Origin of the sequence: Azospira sp. (genome assembly GCF_030247495.1) — a bacterium.
GTDB lineage: Bacteria > Pseudomonadota > Gammaproteobacteria > Burkholderiales > Rhodocyclaceae > Azospira > Azospira oryzae.
The window spans coordinates 90761-109497 of record NZ_JAOTRW010000003.1; the positions used below are offsets into that span (position 1 = coordinate 90761).

At 66.1% G+C, this 18737-nt stretch carries 16 protein-coding genes; 9 read left to right on the forward strand and 7 right to left on the reverse strand.

What is annotated here, in order from left to right; translation table 11 throughout:
• Entirely contained in the window at positions 1 to 135 is a 135-nt protein-coding gene (locus tag OEL49_RS03895) for a hypothetical protein (protein WP_014236970.1), read from the forward strand.
• Here the strand turns inward: OEL49_RS03895 and OEL49_RS03900 are convergent.
• The gene (locus tag OEL49_RS03900) at positions 123 to 1031 is read right to left on the reverse strand and encodes an HDOD domain-containing protein (RefSeq protein WP_014236971.1); all 909 of its coding nucleotides are present in this window, start codon (positions 1029 to 1031) and stop codon (positions 123 to 125) included. The two genes, OEL49_RS03895 and OEL49_RS03900, sit on opposite strands and share 13 nt — an antisense overlap.
• Before the next feature lie 192 nt (positions 1032 to 1223).
• Here OEL49_RS03900 and rlmB point away from each other — a divergent pair, with 192 nt between their 5' ends.
• The 5 genes from rlmB to OEL49_RS03925 all read left to right on the forward strand — a co-directional run bounded on the left by rlmB (position 1224) and on the right by OEL49_RS03925 (position 7532).
• On the forward strand, positions 1224 to 1985 hold the full coding sequence (gene rlmB / locus OEL49_RS03905; protein ID WP_014236972.1) for a 23S rRNA (guanosine(2251)-2'-O)-methyltransferase RlmB: 762 nt from the start codon (positions 1224 to 1226) through the stop codon (positions 1983 to 1985).
• A 77-nt stretch (positions 1986 to 2062) separates the two neighbouring features.
• Complete coding sequence (locus tag OEL49_RS03910; protein WP_014236973.1) at positions 2063 to 2629, forward strand: hypothetical protein; 567 nt, start codon at positions 2063 to 2065, stop codon at positions 2627 to 2629.
• Positions 2630 to 3004: 375 nt separating this feature from the next.
• Complete coding sequence (gene ahpC / locus OEL49_RS03915; RefSeq protein WP_014236974.1) at positions 3005 to 3574, forward strand: alkyl hydroperoxide reductase subunit C; 570 nt, start codon at positions 3005 to 3007, stop codon at positions 3572 to 3574.
• Between the two features lie 184 nt (positions 3575 to 3758).
• Positions 3759 to 5321 (forward strand): alkyl hydroperoxide reductase subunit F, encoded by a 1563-nt coding sequence (gene ahpF, locus OEL49_RS03920; RefSeq protein WP_014236975.1) that lies wholly within the window; start codon positions 3759 to 3761, stop codon positions 5319 to 5321.
• Between the two features lie 660 nt (positions 5322 to 5981).
• Positions 5982 to 7532, forward strand: a complete 1551-nt coding sequence (locus OEL49_RS03925) for a B12-binding domain-containing radical SAM protein (protein WP_014236976.1) — start codon at positions 5982 to 5984, stop codon at positions 7530 to 7532.
• A 611-nt stretch (positions 7533 to 8143) separates the two neighbouring features.
• Here the strand turns inward: OEL49_RS03925 and OEL49_RS03930 are convergent.
• From OEL49_RS03930 to OEL49_RS03940, 3 genes are all read right to left on the reverse strand, one after another.
• Entirely contained in the window at positions 8144 to 9340 is a 1197-nt protein-coding gene (locus tag OEL49_RS03930) for an aromatic amino acid transaminase (RefSeq protein WP_014236977.1), read from the reverse strand.
• Positions 9341 to 9498: 158 nt separating this feature from the next.
• Complete coding sequence (locus tag OEL49_RS03935; protein WP_287874034.1) at positions 9499 to 12018, reverse strand: response regulator; 2520 nt, start codon at positions 12016 to 12018, stop codon at positions 9499 to 9501.
• Between the two features lie 261 nt (positions 12019 to 12279).
• Positions 12280 to 12996: a DUF554 domain-containing protein gene (locus OEL49_RS03940; protein ID WP_014236979.1), complete on the reverse strand. Its 717-nt coding sequence runs from the start codon at positions 12994 to 12996 to the stop codon at positions 12280 to 12282.
• Between the two features lie 152 nt (positions 12997 to 13148).
• Between OEL49_RS03940 and OEL49_RS03945 the strand changes: the two genes are divergently transcribed.
• From OEL49_RS03945 to OEL49_RS03955, 3 genes are all read left to right on the forward strand, one after another.
• Positions 13149 to 14042, forward strand: a complete 894-nt coding sequence (locus tag OEL49_RS03945) for a LysR family transcriptional regulator (protein WP_240190281.1) — start codon at positions 13149 to 13151, stop codon at positions 14040 to 14042.
• A 75-nt stretch (positions 14043 to 14117) separates the two neighbouring features.
• A complete protein-coding gene (locus OEL49_RS03950; protein WP_287874035.1) occupies positions 14118 to 15218 on the forward strand; it encodes an RNA methyltransferase in 1101 nt (366 codons plus the stop codon).
• A 38-nt stretch (positions 15219 to 15256) separates the two neighbouring features.
• Complete coding sequence (locus OEL49_RS03955; RefSeq protein ID WP_130458123.1) at positions 15257 to 15718, forward strand: hypothetical protein; 462 nt, start codon at positions 15257 to 15259, stop codon at positions 15716 to 15718.
• A gap of 93 nt (positions 15719 to 15811) precedes the next feature.
• On the opposite strand, the gene OEL49_RS03960 is transcribed toward OEL49_RS03955, so the two are convergent.
• From OEL49_RS03960 to OEL49_RS03970, 3 genes are all read right to left on the reverse strand, one after another.
• A complete protein-coding gene (locus OEL49_RS03960; protein ID WP_287874036.1) occupies positions 15812 to 16750 on the reverse strand; it encodes a ParB/RepB/Spo0J family partition protein in 939 nt (312 codons plus the stop codon).
• Between the two features lie 159 nt (positions 16751 to 16909).
• Positions 16910 to 17473 carry a response regulator transcription factor gene (locus tag OEL49_RS03965; RefSeq protein WP_014236984.1) on the reverse strand — a complete coding sequence of 188 codons (564 nt, stop codon included), beginning with the start codon at positions 17471 to 17473 and terminating at the stop codon, positions 16910 to 16912.
• 1 nt (position 17474) lies between these two features.
• The gene (locus OEL49_RS03970; protein WP_287874037.1) at positions 17475 to 18737 is read right to left on the reverse strand and encodes a sensor histidine kinase; all 1263 of its coding nucleotides are present in this window, start codon (positions 18735 to 18737) and stop codon (positions 17475 to 17477) included.

Sequence of the window (18737 nt, forward strand, 5' to 3'; positions counted from 1 at the left end):
ATGGCCCGCCACTGGCGCTGGTTTTTCTGGGGAGTGGGGGCGGCTCTGGCGGCCGCCCTGCTGGTGCTGATCTTCCTCGGTTACCAGGCGCCGGAACTGCTGCTGGACCTGGCCAACCTGCGCTACTGCGGCTGAGCCGGGGGCTCGGTTGGGTCGGCGGTCCCGGCCTCGGCCTCGTCGCTGAGGCCCAGTTCCGCCGCTTCCATTTCCGGCGGGATGGGGGCGCCGGCTTTCTTCATCACCGTATACACATGGACGTGCAGGAATTCGGCGATGTCCCGGTAGTCGTCGGGCAGGGCCGCGTCGTCCCAGCCGTTGGCGGAATGGCGGGCCAGATTGACGGCCAGCAGGACATTGCGCACCCGGGGGGCGCTGGCCTGTTCCTCGTCGGTGAGCTTGAGCATCAGCTCGGGCAGGTTCCAGGCCCGGCACAGGGCCTGCTGCATTTCGGCGAAGTGGGCGCCGAGTACGGTTTCCTGGGCGGTGACCGAGCGCAGGGCGCGGTCCGACTTCTGCAGCGCCTTGATCTGCAGGGCCAGCTTGGGGGCGCAGCACCACAGCAGCAGTTCGGGCAGTTCGTGGAGCAGGGTGGCCACCACGATTTCTTCCATGTTCAGGTCGTGCCGCCACAGGGCCCAGTCGTAGGCGTACTGGGCGGCCCGCTGGGCGCGCCGGACCACGTTGATGAGGCCGAGCAGGGCCTGGGGCTGCTCCTTCAGGGTGTCTTCCACCATGGGCAGGTTTTCGAACTTCTTGAAGAAGGGTTCGATACCTAAAAGGACCACGGCCTGGTCGATGGTGGTGACGTCGTTGCGCAGGCGGGAACCGCGCAGGGGCTGGATGTAGGCCAGCATGCGCACGGTCATCATGGGGTCCTGCAGGATGATGCTGGCGATCTCCCGGCCGCTGATGCTGTCCATGCGTTCCCGCGCCTCTTCCAGGCGCCGCACGGTGTGCCGCAAGACGGGCAGTTCCTGTTCGGAGAAGAACAGGACCCAGGAATCCAGGCTGGGAAGGGCGTGATCGAGCATGATGGGCCGTAGTTAAAAAATCGCTGTAATAAAAGCCTTCAACTGACTGATTTAACGGCATCAGTTCCGCCGACTTGAATACTAGCCGGGGCCTATGGGGCGGGCAAGGCATTTCTCTTGCCGGCGCCGGGCTGGGGCCGGCCCGGGCCTTGGTCTACAATGGCGGCCCGAACCGTTTCCGATTGCCTCCCCATGTCCCAGGCCGCTCCCGAAAAGAATCACCCCACCCGCCTCATCCACGGCTTCCATGCCGTCATCGCCAAGCTGCGCCACAATCCGGATGCGGTGAAGGAGGTGTACCTGGACCAGAGCCGCAAGGACGCCCGGGCCAAGGACCTGCTGCGCCATGCGGAGGCCCAGGGCATCCGCGTCATTCCCGCCGACGCCAAGCGCCTCGACGGCCTGGCCCCGGGCCAGCGGCACCAGGGCGTGGTGGCCAAGGTGGACGCCAACGAGCGCCAGGTGACCCTGGACGACGTGCTCGACACCCTGGAGGAGCCGCCCCTGCTGCTGATCCTGGACGGGGTCACCGATCCCCACAACCTGGGTGCCTGCCTGCGGGTGGCCGATGCAGTGGGCGCCCATGCGGTGATAGCTCCCAAGGACCGTTCCGTGGGCCTCACCAACACCGTGCTGAAGGTGGCCAGCGGCGCCGCCGAGACCGTGCCCTACATCACCGTCACCAACCTGGCCCGCACCCTGCGCGAACTGAAGGAGCGGGACATCTGGATCATCGGCACCGCCGACCAGGCCGACGGCGACCTGTATACCGCCGAGTGGCCCAAGGGCACCGCCTGGGTCCTGGGGGCCGAGGGCGAGGGCATGCGCCGCCTGACCCGGGAGACCTGCGACCAGCTGGTGCGCATTCCCATGTTCGGCAGCGTCGAGAGCCTCAACGTCTCCGTCGCTTCCGGCGTCTGCCTCTACGAAGCCCGCCGCCGCCTGCAGCCCTAAGCGCCCCGGGGCCCGCCGCCCCGGCTGGCATCCGTCTTGCAATAAGCCTTCGCAAAACCATATGCGGAGGCTTTTTCATGTTTGTGAGCGCCACGTCGCTCGCCTTTCCCCAGGCAGCCTATCAGGCCCAGGCACGGGCCGGCAGCGCCCCGGAAGCTGCGCCAAAACAGGTGCTTCCAGCCGTTGCGGCCAGTCTGACCGAAGCGGTGGACGGCCAGCAGGTCGATGCCGCGCGGCAGTGGCTGTCCGCCGAGGTGGCGGATTTTGCCGCCGAGGTCGGCAAGAAATTCCGCGAAGAGGGGCTTCGCACCTCGCCGGAACCCATGCTGGCCGTCGCTTCCGACGGGCATGTGACGGTGGTCAACAACACTCCCGACCGCCAGCAGATCGAGCGCCTGTTCGCCGCCAATGCCGAACTGACCCAGCGCTTCACCGCCATCGCCGCCACGGCCGAGACCGTGCAGGCTGCCGACGATCAGCAGGCCTTCGTCGACCAGTACCAGGCCCTGGCCGGCGACGCCAAGGCCCAGAAAGCCCTGGTCAGCCAGGAGGCGGCCCGCAGCGGCAACCTCCGTTTCCATCTCGTTCTCACTCCCCACGGCCCGGAATATTTTTTCCCCGGGGTCTTGCGCGCCTCGGCCTGAATGTGCCCTCCGCCGCCCCTGCCGCTTTTCGTGGCAGGGTAAGGCAATCCCAGTAACGGCGGGCCCTGGCGGCTACTGCCCCCAGCTCTCCCACAGGGTTATCCACAGGAAATGTGGATGACTTTCCCCGCTGCCGCGGAACATCTGCCGGCCTTTCGCTGTCCCTTCCCCCTTAAGCCCAGGTTTCATCCACCCCCATGTCGGCGTCTGCCGCCGGTCGGGGCCCCGTGCCGGAAGCTGCTTCATTTGTCGATAGTCATTGGCTATCTTAAATATGAATACAATCAATTAGAGTAATTTCGCCGGGGTCTTTACTATTCACCCATCGCCTCACCCAACCCCAACTTTGTTTCACTCAACTCAGGAGATAAAACGATGAGCACTTCCTTGATCAACACCGTCATCCAGCCCTTCAACGTCAATGCCTTCCACAACGGCAAGTTCATCACCGTTTCCGACACCGACCTGAAGGGCAAGTGGTCCGTCCTGATTTTCATGCCCGCCGCCTTCACCTTCAACTGCCCCACCGAAATCGAAGACGCCGCCGACAACTACGCCGAATTCCAGAAAGCCGGTGCCGAGGTGTACATCGTCACCACCGACACCCACTTCTCCCACAAGGTGTGGCACGAAACCTCCCCCGCCGTGGGCAAGGCCAAGTTCCCCCTGATCGGTGATCCCACCCACCAGCTGACCAACGCCTTCGGCGTGCATATCCCCGAAGAAGGCCTGGCCCTGCGCGGTACCTTCATCATCAACCCGGACGGCGTGATCAAGACCCTGGAAATCCATTCCAACGAAATCGCTCGCGACGTTTCCGAAACCCTGCGCAAGCTGAAGGCCGCCCAATACACCGCCGCCAACCCCGGCCAGGTGTGCCCCGCCAAGTGGAAGGAAGGCGCCAAGACCCTGGCTCCCTCCATCGACCTGGTCGGCAAGATCTAAGACCTTCTTCCTTCCGCAGCGCGGTGCCCGGCCAGCCGGGCCCGCCGCGGCGGATTGCAGCGCAAAGGCGCCCGCCGGGTGTGCTCCCGCACATCCATCCCCATGCGGGCGCCTTTCCATTGCATGCCGCACCGTATTTCATCCGTTTCCGTACAGCATCACTTCGATTTAGGGAGATAAGACCATGCTCGACAGCAGCATCAAGACCCAGCTCAAGGCTTACCTTGAAAAACTCGTCCAGCCCATCGAACTGGTGGCCTCCCTGGACGATTCCGCCACCGCCCAGGAAATGCGCAGCCTGCTGGCCGACATCGCCGAGCTGTCCGACAAGGTGAGTCTGCGCGAAGACGGCCAGGCCGCACGCCGTCCCTCTTTCGGCATCGCCCGGGCCGGCCAGAGTCCCCGCATCCATTTCGCCGGCATCCCCATGGGCCACGAATTCACCTCCCTGGTGCTGGCCCTGCTGCAGAGCGGCGGTCACCCGCCCAAGGTGGAGGCCGAGGTGGTCGAGCAGATCAAGGGCCTGGACGGCAAGTTCAGCTTCGAGACCTTCATCTCCCTCTCCTGCCACAACTGCCCGGACGTGGTGCAGGCCCTCAACACCATGGCCGTGCTCAACCCCAATGTGGAAGCGGTGATGATCGATGGCGGCGTCTTCCAGCAGGAAGTGGAAGAGCGCCAGATCATGGGCGTGCCCGCCATCTACCTCAACGGCCAGGCCTTCGGCTCCGGCCGCATGGAACTGGGCGAAATCCTGGCCAAGGTGGATACGGGCGCTGCCGCCCGGGATGCGGCCAAGCTCTCCGACAAGGAAGTGTTCGACGTGCTGGTGGTGGGCGGTGGCCCGGCCGGCGCCGCCGCCGCCATCTACGCCGCCCGCAAGGGTATCCGCACCGGCGTGGTGGCCGAGCGTTTCGGCGGCCAGGTGCTGGACACCCTGGGCATCGAGAACTTCATTTCCGTCAAGGAAACCGAAGGCCCCAAGCTGGCCATGGCCCTGGAGCAGCACGTGCGCGAATACGAGGTGGACATCATGAACCTGCAGCGCGCCGCCGCCCTCAAGCCCGCCGCCAACGGCCAGCCCGCCGAAGTGACCCTGGCCAACGGCGCCGTGTTGAAGAGCAAGACCGTGATCCTCTCCACCGGCGCCCGCTGGCGTGAAATGAACGTGCCCGGCGAAGCCGAGTACCGCACCAAGGGCGTGGCCTACTGCCCCCACTGCGACGGCCCCCTGTTCAAGGGCAAGCGCGTCGCCGTGATCGGCGGCGGCAACTCCGGCGTCGAGGCTGCAATCGACCTGGCCGGCATCGTCGCCCACGTCACCCTGCTGGAATTCGGCAAGGAAATGCGGGCCGACGCCGTGCTGCAGAAGAAGCTGCTCAGCCTGCCTAACGTCACGGTGATTACCGAAGCCCAGACCACGGAAGTGACCGGTGACGGCCAGAAGGTGAACGGCCTCAAGTACAAGGACCGGGTCAGCGGCGAGGAAAAGACCGTCGCCCTGGAAGGCATCTTCGTGCAGATCGGCCTGCTGCCCAACACCGATTGGCTCAAGGGCACCGTCGAACTCTCCGACCGGGGCGAGATCGTCATCAACGCCAAGGGCGAGACCTCCGCCGAAGGCGTCTTCGCCGCCGGCGACTGCACCACCGTGCCCTACAAGCAGATCATCATCGCCATGGGCGAGGGCGCCAAAGCCAGCCTCTCGGCCTTCGACCACCTGATCCGCAGCTCGGCCCTGGCCTGAGTTATTTCCTGTTTCTCCTGTAGCAAGCCAGCAAGAAGCCCGTCCCGGAGGTTCCGGGGCGGGTTTTTGTTATGGGGTTTTGCTGGTTTGTCGTGGGGGGGCTTCGGGCGTGGGTTGTTGATTTTGCGGCTGTGTTCCGCGCCTGACGCGCGGGTTACTTATTCTTGTCTCGCCAAGAATAAGTAACCAACAAGAAGGCGACCCTCACCCCCGGCCCTGCGGGCTCCCCTGCGCTGCTCAGTCGGTCGGGGCGGCTGCGGAACTCGGCCCTGCGGGCCTCAGACAGTCCTCGCCGAAATCCCCCCGCCCGCCTTGCGCTGCTCGGCGGAGGTGGAAGGGGATGGGAAGCCTGTGACGTGGCGAAGGTGATCGCACCGGTTGGGAGTGGGTGATTCAGTTGCTTTGGATATGCGATTTGCAACTTTTGGTTGCGGTGTGAGTGTGCCGACGGTAACTTTGAGGCTGTCCGGTTTCACGGATTTTTAGTGGGGCCAGTAAACGGAAGGTTTGCTGAATCCCATGCGGGACAATAGATTCGGCTGTCCGGTGTTCCAGGATATTGGACAGTCCCGTTTTTATTGGACGTTTTTGTCGTCTATTACTAGTTGGGCATCTTGATCTTGCGCATTTTCCTTTCCCCATTTGTAGTTGTTCTCAGCCATGCAAATCGTTCTAGTTGATCCGGGGTCATCCCGAGAAGAGATCAACGAGCCAATTGGCATAGGCATGATTGCGGCAGCCGTTGAACAAGAACTCGGCACTAGAGCCCATGTATCTCAGTACTTTGAGCCGATAACCGGTTTGCCAACCTCAGACGAAATACGTCAGTCAGATGTAATTGGCATCTCCACTCCGTTAGGCAGTTTGAGAACAGTACGGGGATTGGTGGCAAAGTGGAAACTTATCCAGCCCGAGATAAAGCCAGTGCTCGTACTTGGGGGAGTTATAGCCACATTTGCCCCCGAGAGTCTTCTGTCTGAGTTTCCAGAGGCTATTGTGGTGATTGGTGAGGGTGAAGAAGCATTCACTCTATTAGTGAAGCTCATGCAAGAGGTGTCACGTGAGCACTGGCGCGAAGTGCTCGGCGAGGCATCGATTCCAAATCTGAAGTTCCGTACCACAAGAGGTGTCGTTAGTACTCGTCGTAAGAATGTCGACCTCTCCAAGTATCCCGCACCATCCCGCCCATTCTTAAAGCAGCTAGTCTCGCTTGGCGGAATAGTTAGGGCAGAGTCATCCCGGGGGTGTTCATATGGTCGGTGTACTTTTTGCGCTATCCAGCATAAGTACAACGACAAGATCGAATGGCGTGTTATTGACGTTCCGCGCATCGTTCAAGAACTATGCGAGCTGTCAGCAGCCGGCGTTCGACATCCCTACTTCACCGACGAAGACTTCATGGGCGCCGATCCTACTCGGGCGCTATCTCTGGCTAGAGCAATCGCAAACGAGAAGGACCGGGGAAATATCTCAGGTGACTTTTCTCTATACGTTGATATGCGCGTTGCGAGTATTCTTGCTGGAAAGACGGCCCATCATCCATCTGGGGTAACTGTATTGACGGCTCTTCAGGAAGCCGGCTTACGAGAAGTGTTTGTTGGTATTGAGTCTGGCGCGGGAGAACAAGCAAAACGATATCGTAAGCCAGCAACCACCGACCGAAACCTCCGGGCACTACAAATCTTGCGTCGCGCAGGTCTAAGCATGGACATTGGATTCATTTTCTTCGATCCTGAAATGACGCTACAAGAAGCCGCCACAAATCTGACATTTCTTCGGAGTAGCGGGCTTTGGTTTCATGATGCTCGTCTAACAAAGGAAGTACGCCTTGAGGCAGGCACCCCTCTTGTCGACGATTACCAACAGAAGAACCTGATTGCTGGCCCATTAGATGTGGATCAGCTTACCTTTCCCTATCGGTGGCGTTCTACCCAGGTTGAGTCGGTTCACGAGGTATTCCGGGCCTGGGAAGCTATTGAGCAAGAATCCATTTACAGGCTTCAGGCGGCGACTCGAGGTGAGGTTCCTACCGGGACTCAACGACAAGAGCGACGCGAAGCATTGGGAACAATACGTGCTGTAGAACTTGACGCTTTGGAGATGCTAATCACGTTGACACAGCAGGGAGGCGACCCCCTAACAGTAGACCTCAGTAAGTTCTCACGCAGACGTGGCGACCTCGTTTGTATGGCGCTTGAGAAATTTCTTTGAGCAATGCCATTCACCGCTTATTGCCCAGATGCCCAACCCATCATTCCACCGGAGCTGCGCGAAAAGCCGCGCAGTCCGGTGAACTCAAACGTTGAACATCTGCTTTCCCCTGGCAATTACCGTTTGGGGTCGATAGCTGAATTCGGAGAGCGTTAATCTCGCCCTGTGCGGCGCCGAGCAACGGAGCTTGTGGCGGGAAAAGGGCGAGCACTGTTTGAGGGCCTTTAGGCCCGAGTTGCGCAGCCCCCGCCGGAAGTGAGTAGCGCAGGGAACCCCGCGGCACGCGGGGCGCCAAACCGGGCTCGCCTTCTTGTTGGTTACTTATTCTTGGCGAGACAAGAATAAGTAACCCGCGCGTCAGGCGCGGAACACAGCGGTAACTAAACCCACCACGTCTGAAGATTCAGACACCCCTTGCGCCTGAAGACTCAGGCATCCCGCCTTCGAGGAATCACACCCGGCTTCGCCTCGAGAAACAGTCCGCCATTCCCGGGCGGCAAATCAAGCCAACCCACCCAGCCACACCCCAATAAAGACGGCCCTCCCGGCAATGGCATCGCCGGGAGGGCCGTCCCTTTTGCTTCTCCCGGCAGATCGCCGGGGAAATCCCGTCAGCCTTGCAGCACCGCTGCCATGGCTTCGGCCACGTAGGCCACGTTGCCGGTGTTGAGGCCGGCCACGCACATGCGGCCGGAGCGCACCAGGTACACGCCGAACTCTTCCCGCAGGCGGTCCACCTGGGCGGGGGAGAGGCCGGTGTAGCTGAACATGCCGCGCTGCTTGGTGAAGTAGGAGAAGTCCTTGCCCGGCACCCGGGCGGTCAGCACTTCATACAGCTTCTGGCGCATGGCCTGGATGCGGGTGCGCATCTCGGTCACTTCCTTGACCCATTCGGCGTGGAGGGCGGCATCGTTCATGACGATGGTGGTCACCAGTTCGCCGTGGATGGGGGGGCTGGAGTAGTTGCGGCGCACGGTGAACTTGAGCTGGCCCAGGACCCGGCCGGCTTCTTCCGCGTCCTTGCACACCACGGAGAGGCCGCCGACCCGCTCGCCGTAGAAGGAGAGGTTCTTGGAGAAGGAGTTGCTGACCAGGAAGGGCAGGCCGGAATCGGCCAGGGCGCGGATGGCGTAGGCGTCTTCATCGAGGCCGTCGCCGAAGCCCTGGTAGGCGATGTCGAGGAAGGGGATCAGCTTGCGCTCGGCGACGATGGCGATCACCTGTTGCCATTGCTCCCGGGAGAGGTCCACGCCGGTGGGGTTGTGGCAGCAGGGGTGCAGCAGGACGATGCTCTGCTCGGGCAGGCCCTTGAGACAGGCCACCATGCCGGTGAAGTCCACGCCGCCGGTGTTGGCGTCGTAGTAGGGATAGTCGTGCACGGCGATGCCGGCGCCTTCGAAGATGGAGCGGTGGTTGTCCCAGGTGGGGTTGCTGACCCAGGCTTCGCTCTTGGGGAAGTAGCGCTTGAGCAGGTCGGCGCCCACCTTCAGGGCCCCGGAGCCGCCCAGGGTCTGGATGGTGGCGATGCGGCCGGCCTTGAGGGCGGCGCTGTCGGCGCCGAAGAGCAGCTTCTGCACCACGGCCCGGTAGTCGGCGGCGCCTTCCATGGGCAGGTAGGAGCGGGGCGCGGGGGCGGCGGCGATGGCGGCCTCGGCCTGGCGCACGGAGCCGAGCAGGGGGATGCGGCCCTGTTCGTCGTAATAGAGGCCGATGCCCAGATTGACCTTGGTGGTCCGGGAGTCCTTGTGGAAGGTTTCGACCAGGGTGAGGATGGGGTCGCCCGCGTAGGCGTCGACGTGTTCGAACATGGTGCGCTGGTTCCGTTGGTGAAGTGGTCAGAAAGAGGCCGCGCCGGGCGGGCCGGATTGCCCCGGAAGCGGGGCAGGGGGCCGTGGCGGCAGGGGCTTATTGTAGCCGCCCGGGCCGCCACGGCCAGCAAAAGCGTGGGGCGGGCGGCAAAAATGGCTCAGGCGTTGGGCGTCTGCGGCCGGGGCAGCCACTTCAGCAGCATGGCGTAGAGCACTTCCGGATTCACCGGCTTGGGCACGAAGTCATTCATGCCGGCCTCCAGGCAGCGTTCCCGGTCCTCGCCGAAGGCGTTGGCGGTCATGGAGATGATGGGCAGGCTTTCCATGCCGGGCAGGCGGCGGATGTGGCGGGTGGCCTCCAGGCCGTCCATGCCGGGCATCTGCATGTCCATCAGCACCAGGGCGTAGGGCGTGGTCCCCCGTTCCAGGCAGGCCACGGCCTCGTTGCCGTCGGCGGCGATATCCACCCGCAGCCCGGCGTATTCGAGCAGTTCCCGGGCCACCTCCTGGTTGATGGAGTCGTCTTCGGCCAGGAGGATGGGGGTGCCCCGGTAGTGCTGCAGCAGTTCGCCCTCGGCCGAATCGGGGCGGGGGCCGTCCTCGGGCAGGGCGGCCCGGGCCTCGCCCAGCTTGAGCCGGGCGGAGAACCAGAAGGTGCTGCCGAAGCCCAGGCGGCTGTCCACGCCGGCGTCGCCACCCATGATCTGGGCCAGGCGCCGGGTGATGACCAGGCCCAGGCCGGTGCCGCCGAAGCGGCGGCTGGTGCTGCCGTCGGCCTGCTGGAAGGGGGCGAACAGCAGGGGCTGGACTTCCGGGGCGATGCCGATGCCCGTGTCCTCCACCTCGAAGCGCAGGAAGACGTCCGCCGGCGTCAGCTCCAGCACCTTGATCCGCAGGGTGACGCTGCCCCATTCGGTGAATTTCACCGCATTGCTGGCGTAGTTGAGGATGGCCTGGGTCAGGCGGGTCGGGTCCCCCAGCAGGTAGGGCGGCAGGGGATCGACTTCCGACTTGAGGACGATGCCCTTCTTGCGCGCCCCCTCGGCCAGCATGGAGAAGATGTGGCTGACGATGCGCCCCAGCTCCACCGGCTGTTCCTCCAGCACCAGGCGCTCGGCCTCGATCTTGGAGAGGTCCAGGATGTCGTTGATGATGGACAGCAGGTGGCTGGCCGCATCGTCGATCTTGTCCAGGCGGTCCTGCTGCTGGGGCGAGGGCTCGCCCTTCTTGAGGATGTGGGTGAGGCCGATGATGGCGTTCATCGGTGTGCGGATCTCGTGGCTCATGTTGGCGAGGAAGGCGCTCTTGGCCACGTTGGCGGCATTGGCCGCATCCCGGGCCCGGGCCAGTTCCTCGGTGCGCTCGGCCACCAGCTCTTCCAGGTGGTGGCTGTAATTGCTGACCTCGGCCTCCAGGCGCTTGCGCTCGGTGATGTCCCGGGCCACCCCGAGGACGCCCAGCACCTTGCCCTGGGGCTCGACGATGGGCGTCTTGACGGTCTCGAACAGGCGCTGGCCGGAGCCGTCCGCCTGGGTGATCCATTCTTCGTTGCTCTGGGGCGTGCCGGCGACCAGCACCTGGCGGTCTTTGTCGCGGAAGAAATCGGCCTGTTCCCGGCTGACGAAGTCGTAGTCGCTGCAGCCGATGATCTCCTGCTCCGGGCGGCCCATCATGCGTTCGAAGGCCGGGTTGCAGGCGATGAAGACGCCGGCCTCGTCCTTCAGCCAGAGGGGATCGGGAATGCCCCGCAGCAGGGTGTGCAGGTGGCTGCGCTGCCGCTCCAGTTCGGCGGTGCGGCGCTTCACGGCCGCCTGCAGCACCCGCACCCAGAGGGCCAGGCCGGCGCCGGCGACCAGCAGCAGGGCCAGGCCCAGACCGAAATACCGGGCGTAGGGCATGTAGGGCACGTAGTCGATGGCCGAGCCCATCCACTTCTTTTCCAGGGCCGCCCGTTCCTCGTTGCTGATGAGGGCCATGCCCCGTTCCACCGCCGCCAGGGTGGCCGTGTCGCCCTTGCGCGTGGCCCGGTGGAAGCGTCCCTGGTAGAGGTCGAAGGACTTGCGGAACTGGCGCTGCAGGTCCAGGCGGTAGAGGTAATAGTTGGCCGGGAGCTGGTCCAGGCAGAAAAGCTTGATCTCCTCAGCCATGGCGGCGGCGATCATTTCCGCGTAGTTCTTGAACTGGCGCAGGTTGGTGACGCCCTTGCCCTGCAGTTCCTCGATGCAGGCATCGCCGACCTGGACGCCGATGAGGAAACCCTTGAGGTTGTCCGTGTTGCTGATGCCGCTGATGGAGCTGTGGCTGTAGATGCCCACCGGCAGGTTGGCGTAGGGCTGGGAGAATTCGTAGAGGGCGTCCCGGGCGGCGGTGTGGAAGATCATGTCGATCACGTCCGCCTCGTTCTCCGCCATGAGGCGCTGGGCCCGGCCCCAGTCGGTGGCGATCAGCTGCACCCGGCGGCCGGTCTTCTGCTCCCACAGGGACCACAGGTCCACCAGATAGCCCACGGGCTGGCCGCTCGGGTCGCGGAAGATGTAGGGCGGATAGTTGTCGTCGCTGGTGACCCGCAGGGGCGGCTCGTCGGCACCGGCGGGCCCGGCGGACAGGGCCGCACAGCACGCCAGGAGCAGGGTGCCGAGCAGGCGGGTGATTGCGGGGACGGCGGGGAACTGCGTCATCGGGCCACCTGGAAAGGGGAGGGCGAGAATGGTCGGCGGGGATGGCGCTCCATCCCGTTCGCCTAGCAGTATGGCATAGGCCGGCCCCGGCTCCGGCGGGCAAAAGTCATGAAACGGCAGGAGGGGAGCCGGGAGCGGCGTGCTGGCCAAAGTGGTCGGACAGCGCCGGGGCCGATGCGTTCGGCGGGAGAAGCGGGCGCGGGAGAAGCGGGTGGCGGGAGAAGCGGGCGGCCGGCTGTCAGCCGCAGCGCGGCCCCGGGCTCAGCCGAAGCAGCGGGCCCACAGCAGGGAGCAGGGCATGGCCAGGAACAGGGCCGGCAGCATGTTCACGATGGGGAAGAACTTGATGCCGCAGATGCGCAGGCCCGTGGCCATCATGATGACGCCGCCGCAGGCGGAGAAGTCGGCCAGCATCTCCGGCGTCGCCAGGGGCACCAGCAGGCCGGCGCCGAGGAAGAGGGCGCCCTGCACCAGGAGCTGGGGCAGGCAGATGAGGGCCACCGCCGGGCCCAGTTCGGCGGCGAAGATGAGGGCGGTGAACAGGTCCAGGATGGACTTGGCCAGGAGGATGTGGGCATCCCCGGTCATGCCCTCTTGGGTGGCGCCGAAAATGCCCATGCCGCTGGCGCAGAACAGCACCAGCAGGGTGACGAACTTGCCGACGAAGCCTTCCACCCGGGGATTGCCCTTCTCCCCCGGCATGAGCCTTTCCGCCTGGCGCTGGGCCCAGCCGATGGCCTTCTCCAGGCCCCGTTCCAGATGGGCCAGCTCCCCCGCCAGGGAGCCCAGGATCAGGGCCAGGGCCACCGCCGGCAGGGCGTGCACCTTGTTCATCAGGGTGGTGCCGATGGCGGCGGCGATGATGCCGAAGGTCAGGGGCAGGGTTTCCCGCACGCGGCGGGGCAGGCGGCGGCCGAGCACGGCGCCGCCGAGGCCGCCCAGGATCAGGGCGGCGCTGTTGGCCAGGGGTCCCAGCATGGGGTGTTTCTCCGGGGAAGGCCGCCGGCGGCCCGCGGGGGCTCTGCATGACGTGGCGGCTTGATTAAGCAATCCGGTATGTTAAGGATTCCGGCGTGGCGAATAAAATACCGTTTTCGTTGTCTGGAATATCGGATTGATATGGGTGGCCCATGGACCTGAAGCGCATGCACTACTTCTGCACCATCGTCGAGCAGGGCCAGATCAGCCGGGCCGCCCGGGAACTGCACATGGCCCAGCCTCCCCTCAGCCAGCGTCTGAAGGAGCTGGAGGAGGAACTGGGCACCCCTTTGTTCCTGCGCAAGGGCCGGCAGCTGGAGCTGACCGAGGCCGGGCGCCTGTTCTACCGCCGCGCCCGGGACATCCTGCGGGCGGTGGAATCCTCCCGGGACGAGGTGCTGCGTCTCGCCTCCCAGAGCGGTCCGGCCCTGCGCATCGGCCTCTCGCCCACCTGCCGCGCCCCCTGGCTGGCCCGCTGCGAGGCCCTCATGGCCCGCTTCCCGGCCCGGGAGATCGGCCTGGTGGTTGGGGATTCCAGCTACCTGGAACACCTGCTGCGCACCGGCCAGCTGGACCTGGCCTTCATGCAGCCGCCCCTGCAGCCCGACAGCTTCAACGTGCACCGCCTGCGGGCCTCGCCCTCGGTGGCCCTTGGGCCCGCCGACCTCTTCGCCCCCGGGCAGCGCCTGGGCCTGGCCGAGCTGGCGGCCCATCCCCTGCTGCTGTTGCGCCGCTCCGTCGGCATCGGCACCTACGAGCGCCTGCAGCAGCAGTTCCACGAAGCCGGCCTGCTGCCCCGGGTGGCCCTTTACAGTTCCGACGCCGGCATGCTGCGGGACCTGCTGCTGCAGGGCTTCCGCGGCCTGGCGGTGCTGCCGGCCTCGGAGGTGGAGAGCCTGGCGGCGGGCGCCGATCCGGCCTTCCGCGTCTATGACCTGGCCGTGCCCCTGCCGGACTACCAGCTGTCCCTGGTCTGCCCCCGCAGCGGCGGCGACGCGGACCTGGTGGGGGCCCTGCTGGAACTCTGGGCCGAGCCAGGGGCCTAGGGGCACCGCCGCCAGGAGCCGCAAGCGGCGCGGCGCCTATGCCGGCGCTGCCGGCGGTGCTAGCATTCCGCCCCCATGCAACTCGAACACATCCGCCAACGCCTGGCCGCCCTCGGCGCCAAGACCTGCCACGAGGACCGGGTGCTGCGCGCCTGGCTCCAGGCCCAGCCCCTGGATGCCGGCGCCCGCCGCCGCCAGGCCCAGGACTACCTGCCCAAGGCCATCCGGGAGGAACTGCCGGCCCTGGCCGCCGACCTGGAGGCCCTGGCCCGGGTCCATTCCGAACACCCGGGGGCCGACGGCTCGGCGCGCCTGCTGGTGCGCCTGGGCGACGGCCAGGCGGTGGAAAGCGTGCTGCTGCCCCGGGACGGGGTCTGCGTCTCCACCCAGGTGGGCTGCGCCGTCGGCTGCACCTTCTGCATGACCGGCCGGGACGGCCTGCTGCGCCAGCTCTCCAGCGGCGAGATCGTGGCCCAGGTGGTGCTGGCCCGGGCCCGGCGGCCGGTGAAGAAGGTGGTCTTCATGGGCATGGGCGAACCGGCCCACAACCTGGACAACGTGCTGGCCGCCATCAACCTGCTCGGTAGCGCCGGCGGCATCGGCCACAAGAACCTGGTCTTTTCCACCGTCGGCGACCGCCGCGTCTTCGAGCGCCTGCCCCGGCAGGCGGTGAAGCCGGCCCTGGCCCTCTCCCTGCACACCAGCCGGGCCGAGCTGCGGGCCCAGCTGCTGCCCAAGGCCCCGCGCCTGACGCCGGAGGAACTGGTGGAACTGGGCGAGGAATATGCCCGCAGCACCGGCTACCCCATCCAGTACCAATGGACCCTGCTCGATGGGGTCAATGACAGCGAGGCGGAAATGGACGGCATCGTCCACCTCCTCAGCGGCAAATACGCCATCATGAACCTGATCCCCTTCAACGCCGTCGGCGGGGAGGATGAGGCCGGCGAGGGCGCCTTCCGCCGCCCGGCCTGGGAACGGGCCCGGCATCTGGCCCGCTACCTGCACCAGCGGCGTATCCTGACCAAGCTGCGCAATTCCGCCGGCCAGGACATCGACGGCGGCTGCGGCCAGCTGCGGGCCCGCAGCCTGGCGGAGGACCCGAGCAGTCCCCAGGCCCCTGCGTCCCAGGCCATTTCCGGCCCGGCGCCCCGGCGCCGGCAGCCGCGCCCCTGAAGCCGGCGGCGCCTCCCCCACACCCACTGGAGCCATCCATGCTGCGCCCATTCCTGTTCTCCCTCCTCCTCGTCTGCAGCCTGGCCCACGGCGCGCCGCCGGCGGAAGCCCCGGTGGAAGTGGTGGCCGCCGAATTCGGCATCTTTGAAGAGAAGAAGGGCGACCTGGTGTTCACTCCCACCGACGTGGTGCCCCACGTGCTGGGCCAGCGCTACGGCTGGGTGATCGAGGTCAAGACCAGCAAGCGCACCCTCAAGGTCAGCGAGGAATACGTGCAGCCCCGGCCCAACAAGGGCACGGCGGAAGAGAAGGAAGTGGCGCGCAACCTGGGCCTCTCCAACGACAAGCGGACCCAGGTCAGCGAGCGCCTGCTGGCCCCCATGGATGGGCACATCTATGCCGAGTGGTCGGTGGGCCCCAACGAGCCGGCGGGCCACCGCCGCCTGCAGGTGCTGGTGGAAGGCCAGGTGGCCGCCCGCTTCGAGTTTGACGTGAAGTAAAAACGAAAGCGGCGGCCTGGGCGCCGCCGCTGTTGCCTGCCGGCAGCCGCAGGGCTGCCTTCCAGGCCCGGAGCGGGCCTGGCGGGGGATGTTTCAGGCGCCCTTGAGGGCCAGGAATTCGTCGATCAGGCGGGCCAGCACGGCCTCTTCGTCTTCCGCTTCCAGGCCCAGGATTTCGGCCACCATCTTCACCTTGCCCGGATTGACCCGGCGCCGTTCCGTCGCCGGTGCCGCCGGCATGGCGGGCGCCGCGGGAGCGACCGGGGCCTCTTCCCAGGGCGGCACTTCGGCCGCGGCCGGGGAGGGGCTTGCCGCCTGGGCTGCAGCCGGGCTGGGAGCCATATCCGGCGCGGCTTGCGGCGGGGTGTCCGGCTTCTTGCCGCGGCGCAGGCCTTCTTCCACCAGAACCTTTTCCACCACCTGCTTGGGCAGCTTCTCCCCTTCGGGCAGCTGGGCGATCTGGCCGATCAGGGTTTCCGCCTTGGCCTCGTTCTTCTGGGCCAGCTTCTCCAGCTGGATGGCGGTGCTGGTGCTGGAAATCTTGCCTGACTCGAGCAGGGCGCTGACCTGGGGCGACAGGTTGGCGGCGGCGGTGGCCTGGGCCAGCCAGGTGGCGGTGCGGCCGAAGTGTTCGGCGGCCGCATCCTTGCTCTCGAAGCGCTCGGCAATGGTCTGGATGGCGTTGGCCATGTCCCGCGGGTCCAGGGCGGCGCGCACGCCCAGACCCAGATTCTCGAAGACCTGCACTTCCAGCACTTCCTCCGGGCTGCAGGCCCGCACCAGCACCGGCACGGCGGTCTCGCCCGCCAGCAGGGCGGCGCGGCGGCGGCGTTCGCCCACCACCAGGGCGTGGCGCCCGGTGCCGTCCGCCGGCTGCACCACCAGGGGATGGATCAGCCCCTTGCGGCCGATGGAGTTGGCCAGGCCCTTGAGGCTGGCCTCGTCGAAGTGCTGGCGCACGTGGTCCGGGCCGGGCTCGATCAGGGCGATGTCGATGATGCGGAATTCCGCGGGATTGTCTTTGAAGGCCATGGCCCCTCCGCCGTCGGTTGGTAGTGGCGCGATCCGCGGCGGCAGGCCGGCGCGGATCGACGAAGGGGGCGGATGTTCCTCGGTTTTCCCGCCTTTTTCAAGGCTTGACGGATGGCCGCGGATCGTAGCCGCGGTGCAGATCTGGCGCCGCCATGGGCTTCAGGCGGCGGGGGCGTGCTTGGCCAGTTTGCGCTGCAGGGTGCGCCGGTGCATTTTCAGGGAGCGGGCGGTGGCGGTGATGTTGCCGCCGTTTTCCCGCAGGATGCGCTGGATGTATTCCCACTCGACCCGCTGCACCGTCATGCGCTCGTCCGTGGCGATGGGGGGGATTTCCCAGTGGTCGGCGGTGAGGGCCTTGACGATGTCGCCGGCCTCCACCGGCTTGATCAGGTATTCCAGGGCCCCCAGCTTGATGGCGCCGACGGCGGTGGGAATGCTGGCGTAGCCGGTGAGGACCACGATGCGGGCGCCGGGGCTGCATTCGAGCAGGGGTTCGATCAGGTTGAGGCCCGATTTGCCTTCCAGGTTGAGGTCGAGCACGACGTACTCCGGTTCGTGCCGGGCCGCCAGGGCCAGGGCGCTCTCCGGGTCGTGCCCGGCGATGGTCTGGAAGCCGCGCCGGCCCATGGCCTTGGCCAGGGCACTGCAGTAGGCCTGGTCGTCGTCCACGATCAGCAGCAGGGGGGATTCGTTGCCATCGGCAGCGTCGGTGACGGGATTCATGTCAGCAATCCTTGAGGGGAAGTTTGAGGGTGACGTCGGTGCCCCGGGGCTGGCGGGGCGCCAAATGGAGCTGGCCGCCGCAGCGCTGGATGGCGCTGCGGGCCAGCAGCAGGCCGATGCCCAGGCCCGAGTCCGAATGCACCGGCAGGGGCTGGCCGGCGGCGGCCAGCACATCTTCGGGAATGCCCGGCCCCTGGTCGGCGATGACCAGGTGGAGCCAGGGGCCATGCACGGCGGCGCTGACTTCGAGCCATTCGGGACTGAAGCGCACGCCGTTGTCCACCAGGTTGTGCAGGGCCTGTTCCAGGGCAACGTCGGCGGCCACCAGGCGCCCGGCGGCTTCTGCATCGATGCGCAGGGCGATGCTGGCGGCCGGATGCAGGGCCCGCCAGCCGTGGGCGCATTCCTCCAGCCAGTCCTGTACCCGCCGCTGGCGGCGCTCCTTGGCCCGGGGCCGGCCGGCCTCCGCCGTGAGGCGGGTGAGGGCGCTCTTGCATTTGTCGATCTGCAGTTTCAGGCCCCCCAGTTCCTGGCGCGTCCGGGGCGGCAGTTCGGCATCCTCGACCAGATCGTCCACCACCAGCTTCATGGTGGCCAGGGGCGTGCTCAGTTCATGGGCGGCGCCGGCGGCCAGGGTGCCGAGGGAGACCACCCAGCCGTTGCGGATCTCGTTTTCCCGGGCCCGGGCCAGGGCCTGGTCGCGGATGCGGATGGCGGCCGTCATGCGGGTGATGAACCACACCGAGATGAGCACGGAGGCGAGGAAAGTCAGCCACATGCCGAGCAGGTGCAGCTGCACGGCGATGGTGGCGTCCTTCACTTCCAGGGGCTGGTAGAAATTCCACAGGAAGGAATAGGTGAGGATGGAAAAGGCCCCCAGCAGCCAGGCCTGCAGGGTCGGCAGCATGGCGGCGCCGATGGCCACCACGGGCAGCAGCAGGGAGATGAGGGGATTGGTGGCGCCGCCGGAAAAGTAGATGACGATGCTCCAGGAGAGCAGGTCCACCATCAGCTGGGTCATGGCGGGAATGGGTTCCCGGTCCCAGTGGCGCAGCAACATGGCGGCGCCGTTCACCAGCGCCAGGAAGGTGGCCGTGGCCAGCAGGGGCAGGGGGGCGATGGTGATGCCGAGCAGGCGGGGAAAGCCCAGGGTGATGGCGGCCATGGCCAGCACCGAGCCCCAGCGCAGGGCGATCAGGAGGTCCGCGTCGAGGCGCAGGCGGCGCAGGGGACGGGGCGGCGGGAAGGGCGCTGGCGAGGGCAT

Coding starts and splice junctions, on each gene's coding strand:
- OEL49_RS03895 (WP_014236970.1), top strand. CDS start 1: ATGGCCCGCCACTGGCGCTGGTTTTTCTGGGGAGTGGGGGCGGCTCTG.
- OEL49_RS03900 (WP_014236971.1), bottom strand. CDS start 1,031: ATGCTCGATCACGCCCTTCCCAGCCTGGATTCCTGGGTCCTGTTCTTC.
- rlmB (WP_014236972.1), top strand. CDS start 1,224: ATGTCCCAGGCCGCTCCCGAAAAGAATCACCCCACCCGCCTCATCCAC.
- OEL49_RS03910 (WP_014236973.1), top strand. CDS start 2,063: ATGTTTGTGAGCGCCACGTCGCTCGCCTTTCCCCAGGCAGCCTATCAG.
- ahpC (WP_014236974.1), top strand. CDS start 3,005: ATGAGCACTTCCTTGATCAACACCGTCATCCAGCCCTTCAACGTCAAT.
- ahpF (WP_014236975.1), top strand. CDS start 3,759: ATGCTCGACAGCAGCATCAAGACCCAGCTCAAGGCTTACCTTGAAAAA.
- OEL49_RS03925 (WP_014236976.1), top strand. CDS start 5,982: ATGCAAATCGTTCTAGTTGATCCGGGGTCATCCCGAGAAGAGATCAAC.
- OEL49_RS03930 (WP_014236977.1), bottom strand. CDS start 9,340: ATGTTCGAACACGTCGACGCCTACGCGGGCGACCCCATCCTCACCCTG.
- OEL49_RS03935 (WP_287874034.1), bottom strand. CDS start 12,018: ATGACGCAGTTCCCCGCCGTCCCCGCAATCACCCGCCTGCTCGGCACC.
- OEL49_RS03940 (WP_014236979.1), bottom strand. CDS start 12,996: ATGCTGGGACCCCTGGCCAACAGCGCCGCCCTGATCCTGGGCGGCCTC.
- OEL49_RS03945 (WP_240190281.1), top strand. CDS start 13,149: ATGGACCTGAAGCGCATGCACTACTTCTGCACCATCGTCGAGCAGGGC.
- OEL49_RS03950 (WP_287874035.1), top strand. CDS start 14,118: ATGCAACTCGAACACATCCGCCAACGCCTGGCCGCCCTCGGCGCCAAG.
- OEL49_RS03955 (WP_130458123.1), top strand. CDS start 15,257: ATGCTGCGCCCATTCCTGTTCTCCCTCCTCCTCGTCTGCAGCCTGGCC.
- OEL49_RS03960 (WP_287874036.1), bottom strand. CDS start 16,750: ATGGCCTTCAAAGACAATCCCGCGGAATTCCGCATCATCGACATCGCC.
- OEL49_RS03965 (WP_014236984.1), bottom strand. CDS start 17,473: ATGAATCCCGTCACCGACGCTGCCGATGGCAACGAATCCCCCCTGCTG.
- OEL49_RS03970 (WP_287874037.1), bottom strand. CDS start 18,737: ATGCCCTCGCCAGCGCCCTTCCCGCCGCCCCGTCCCCTGCGCCGCCTG.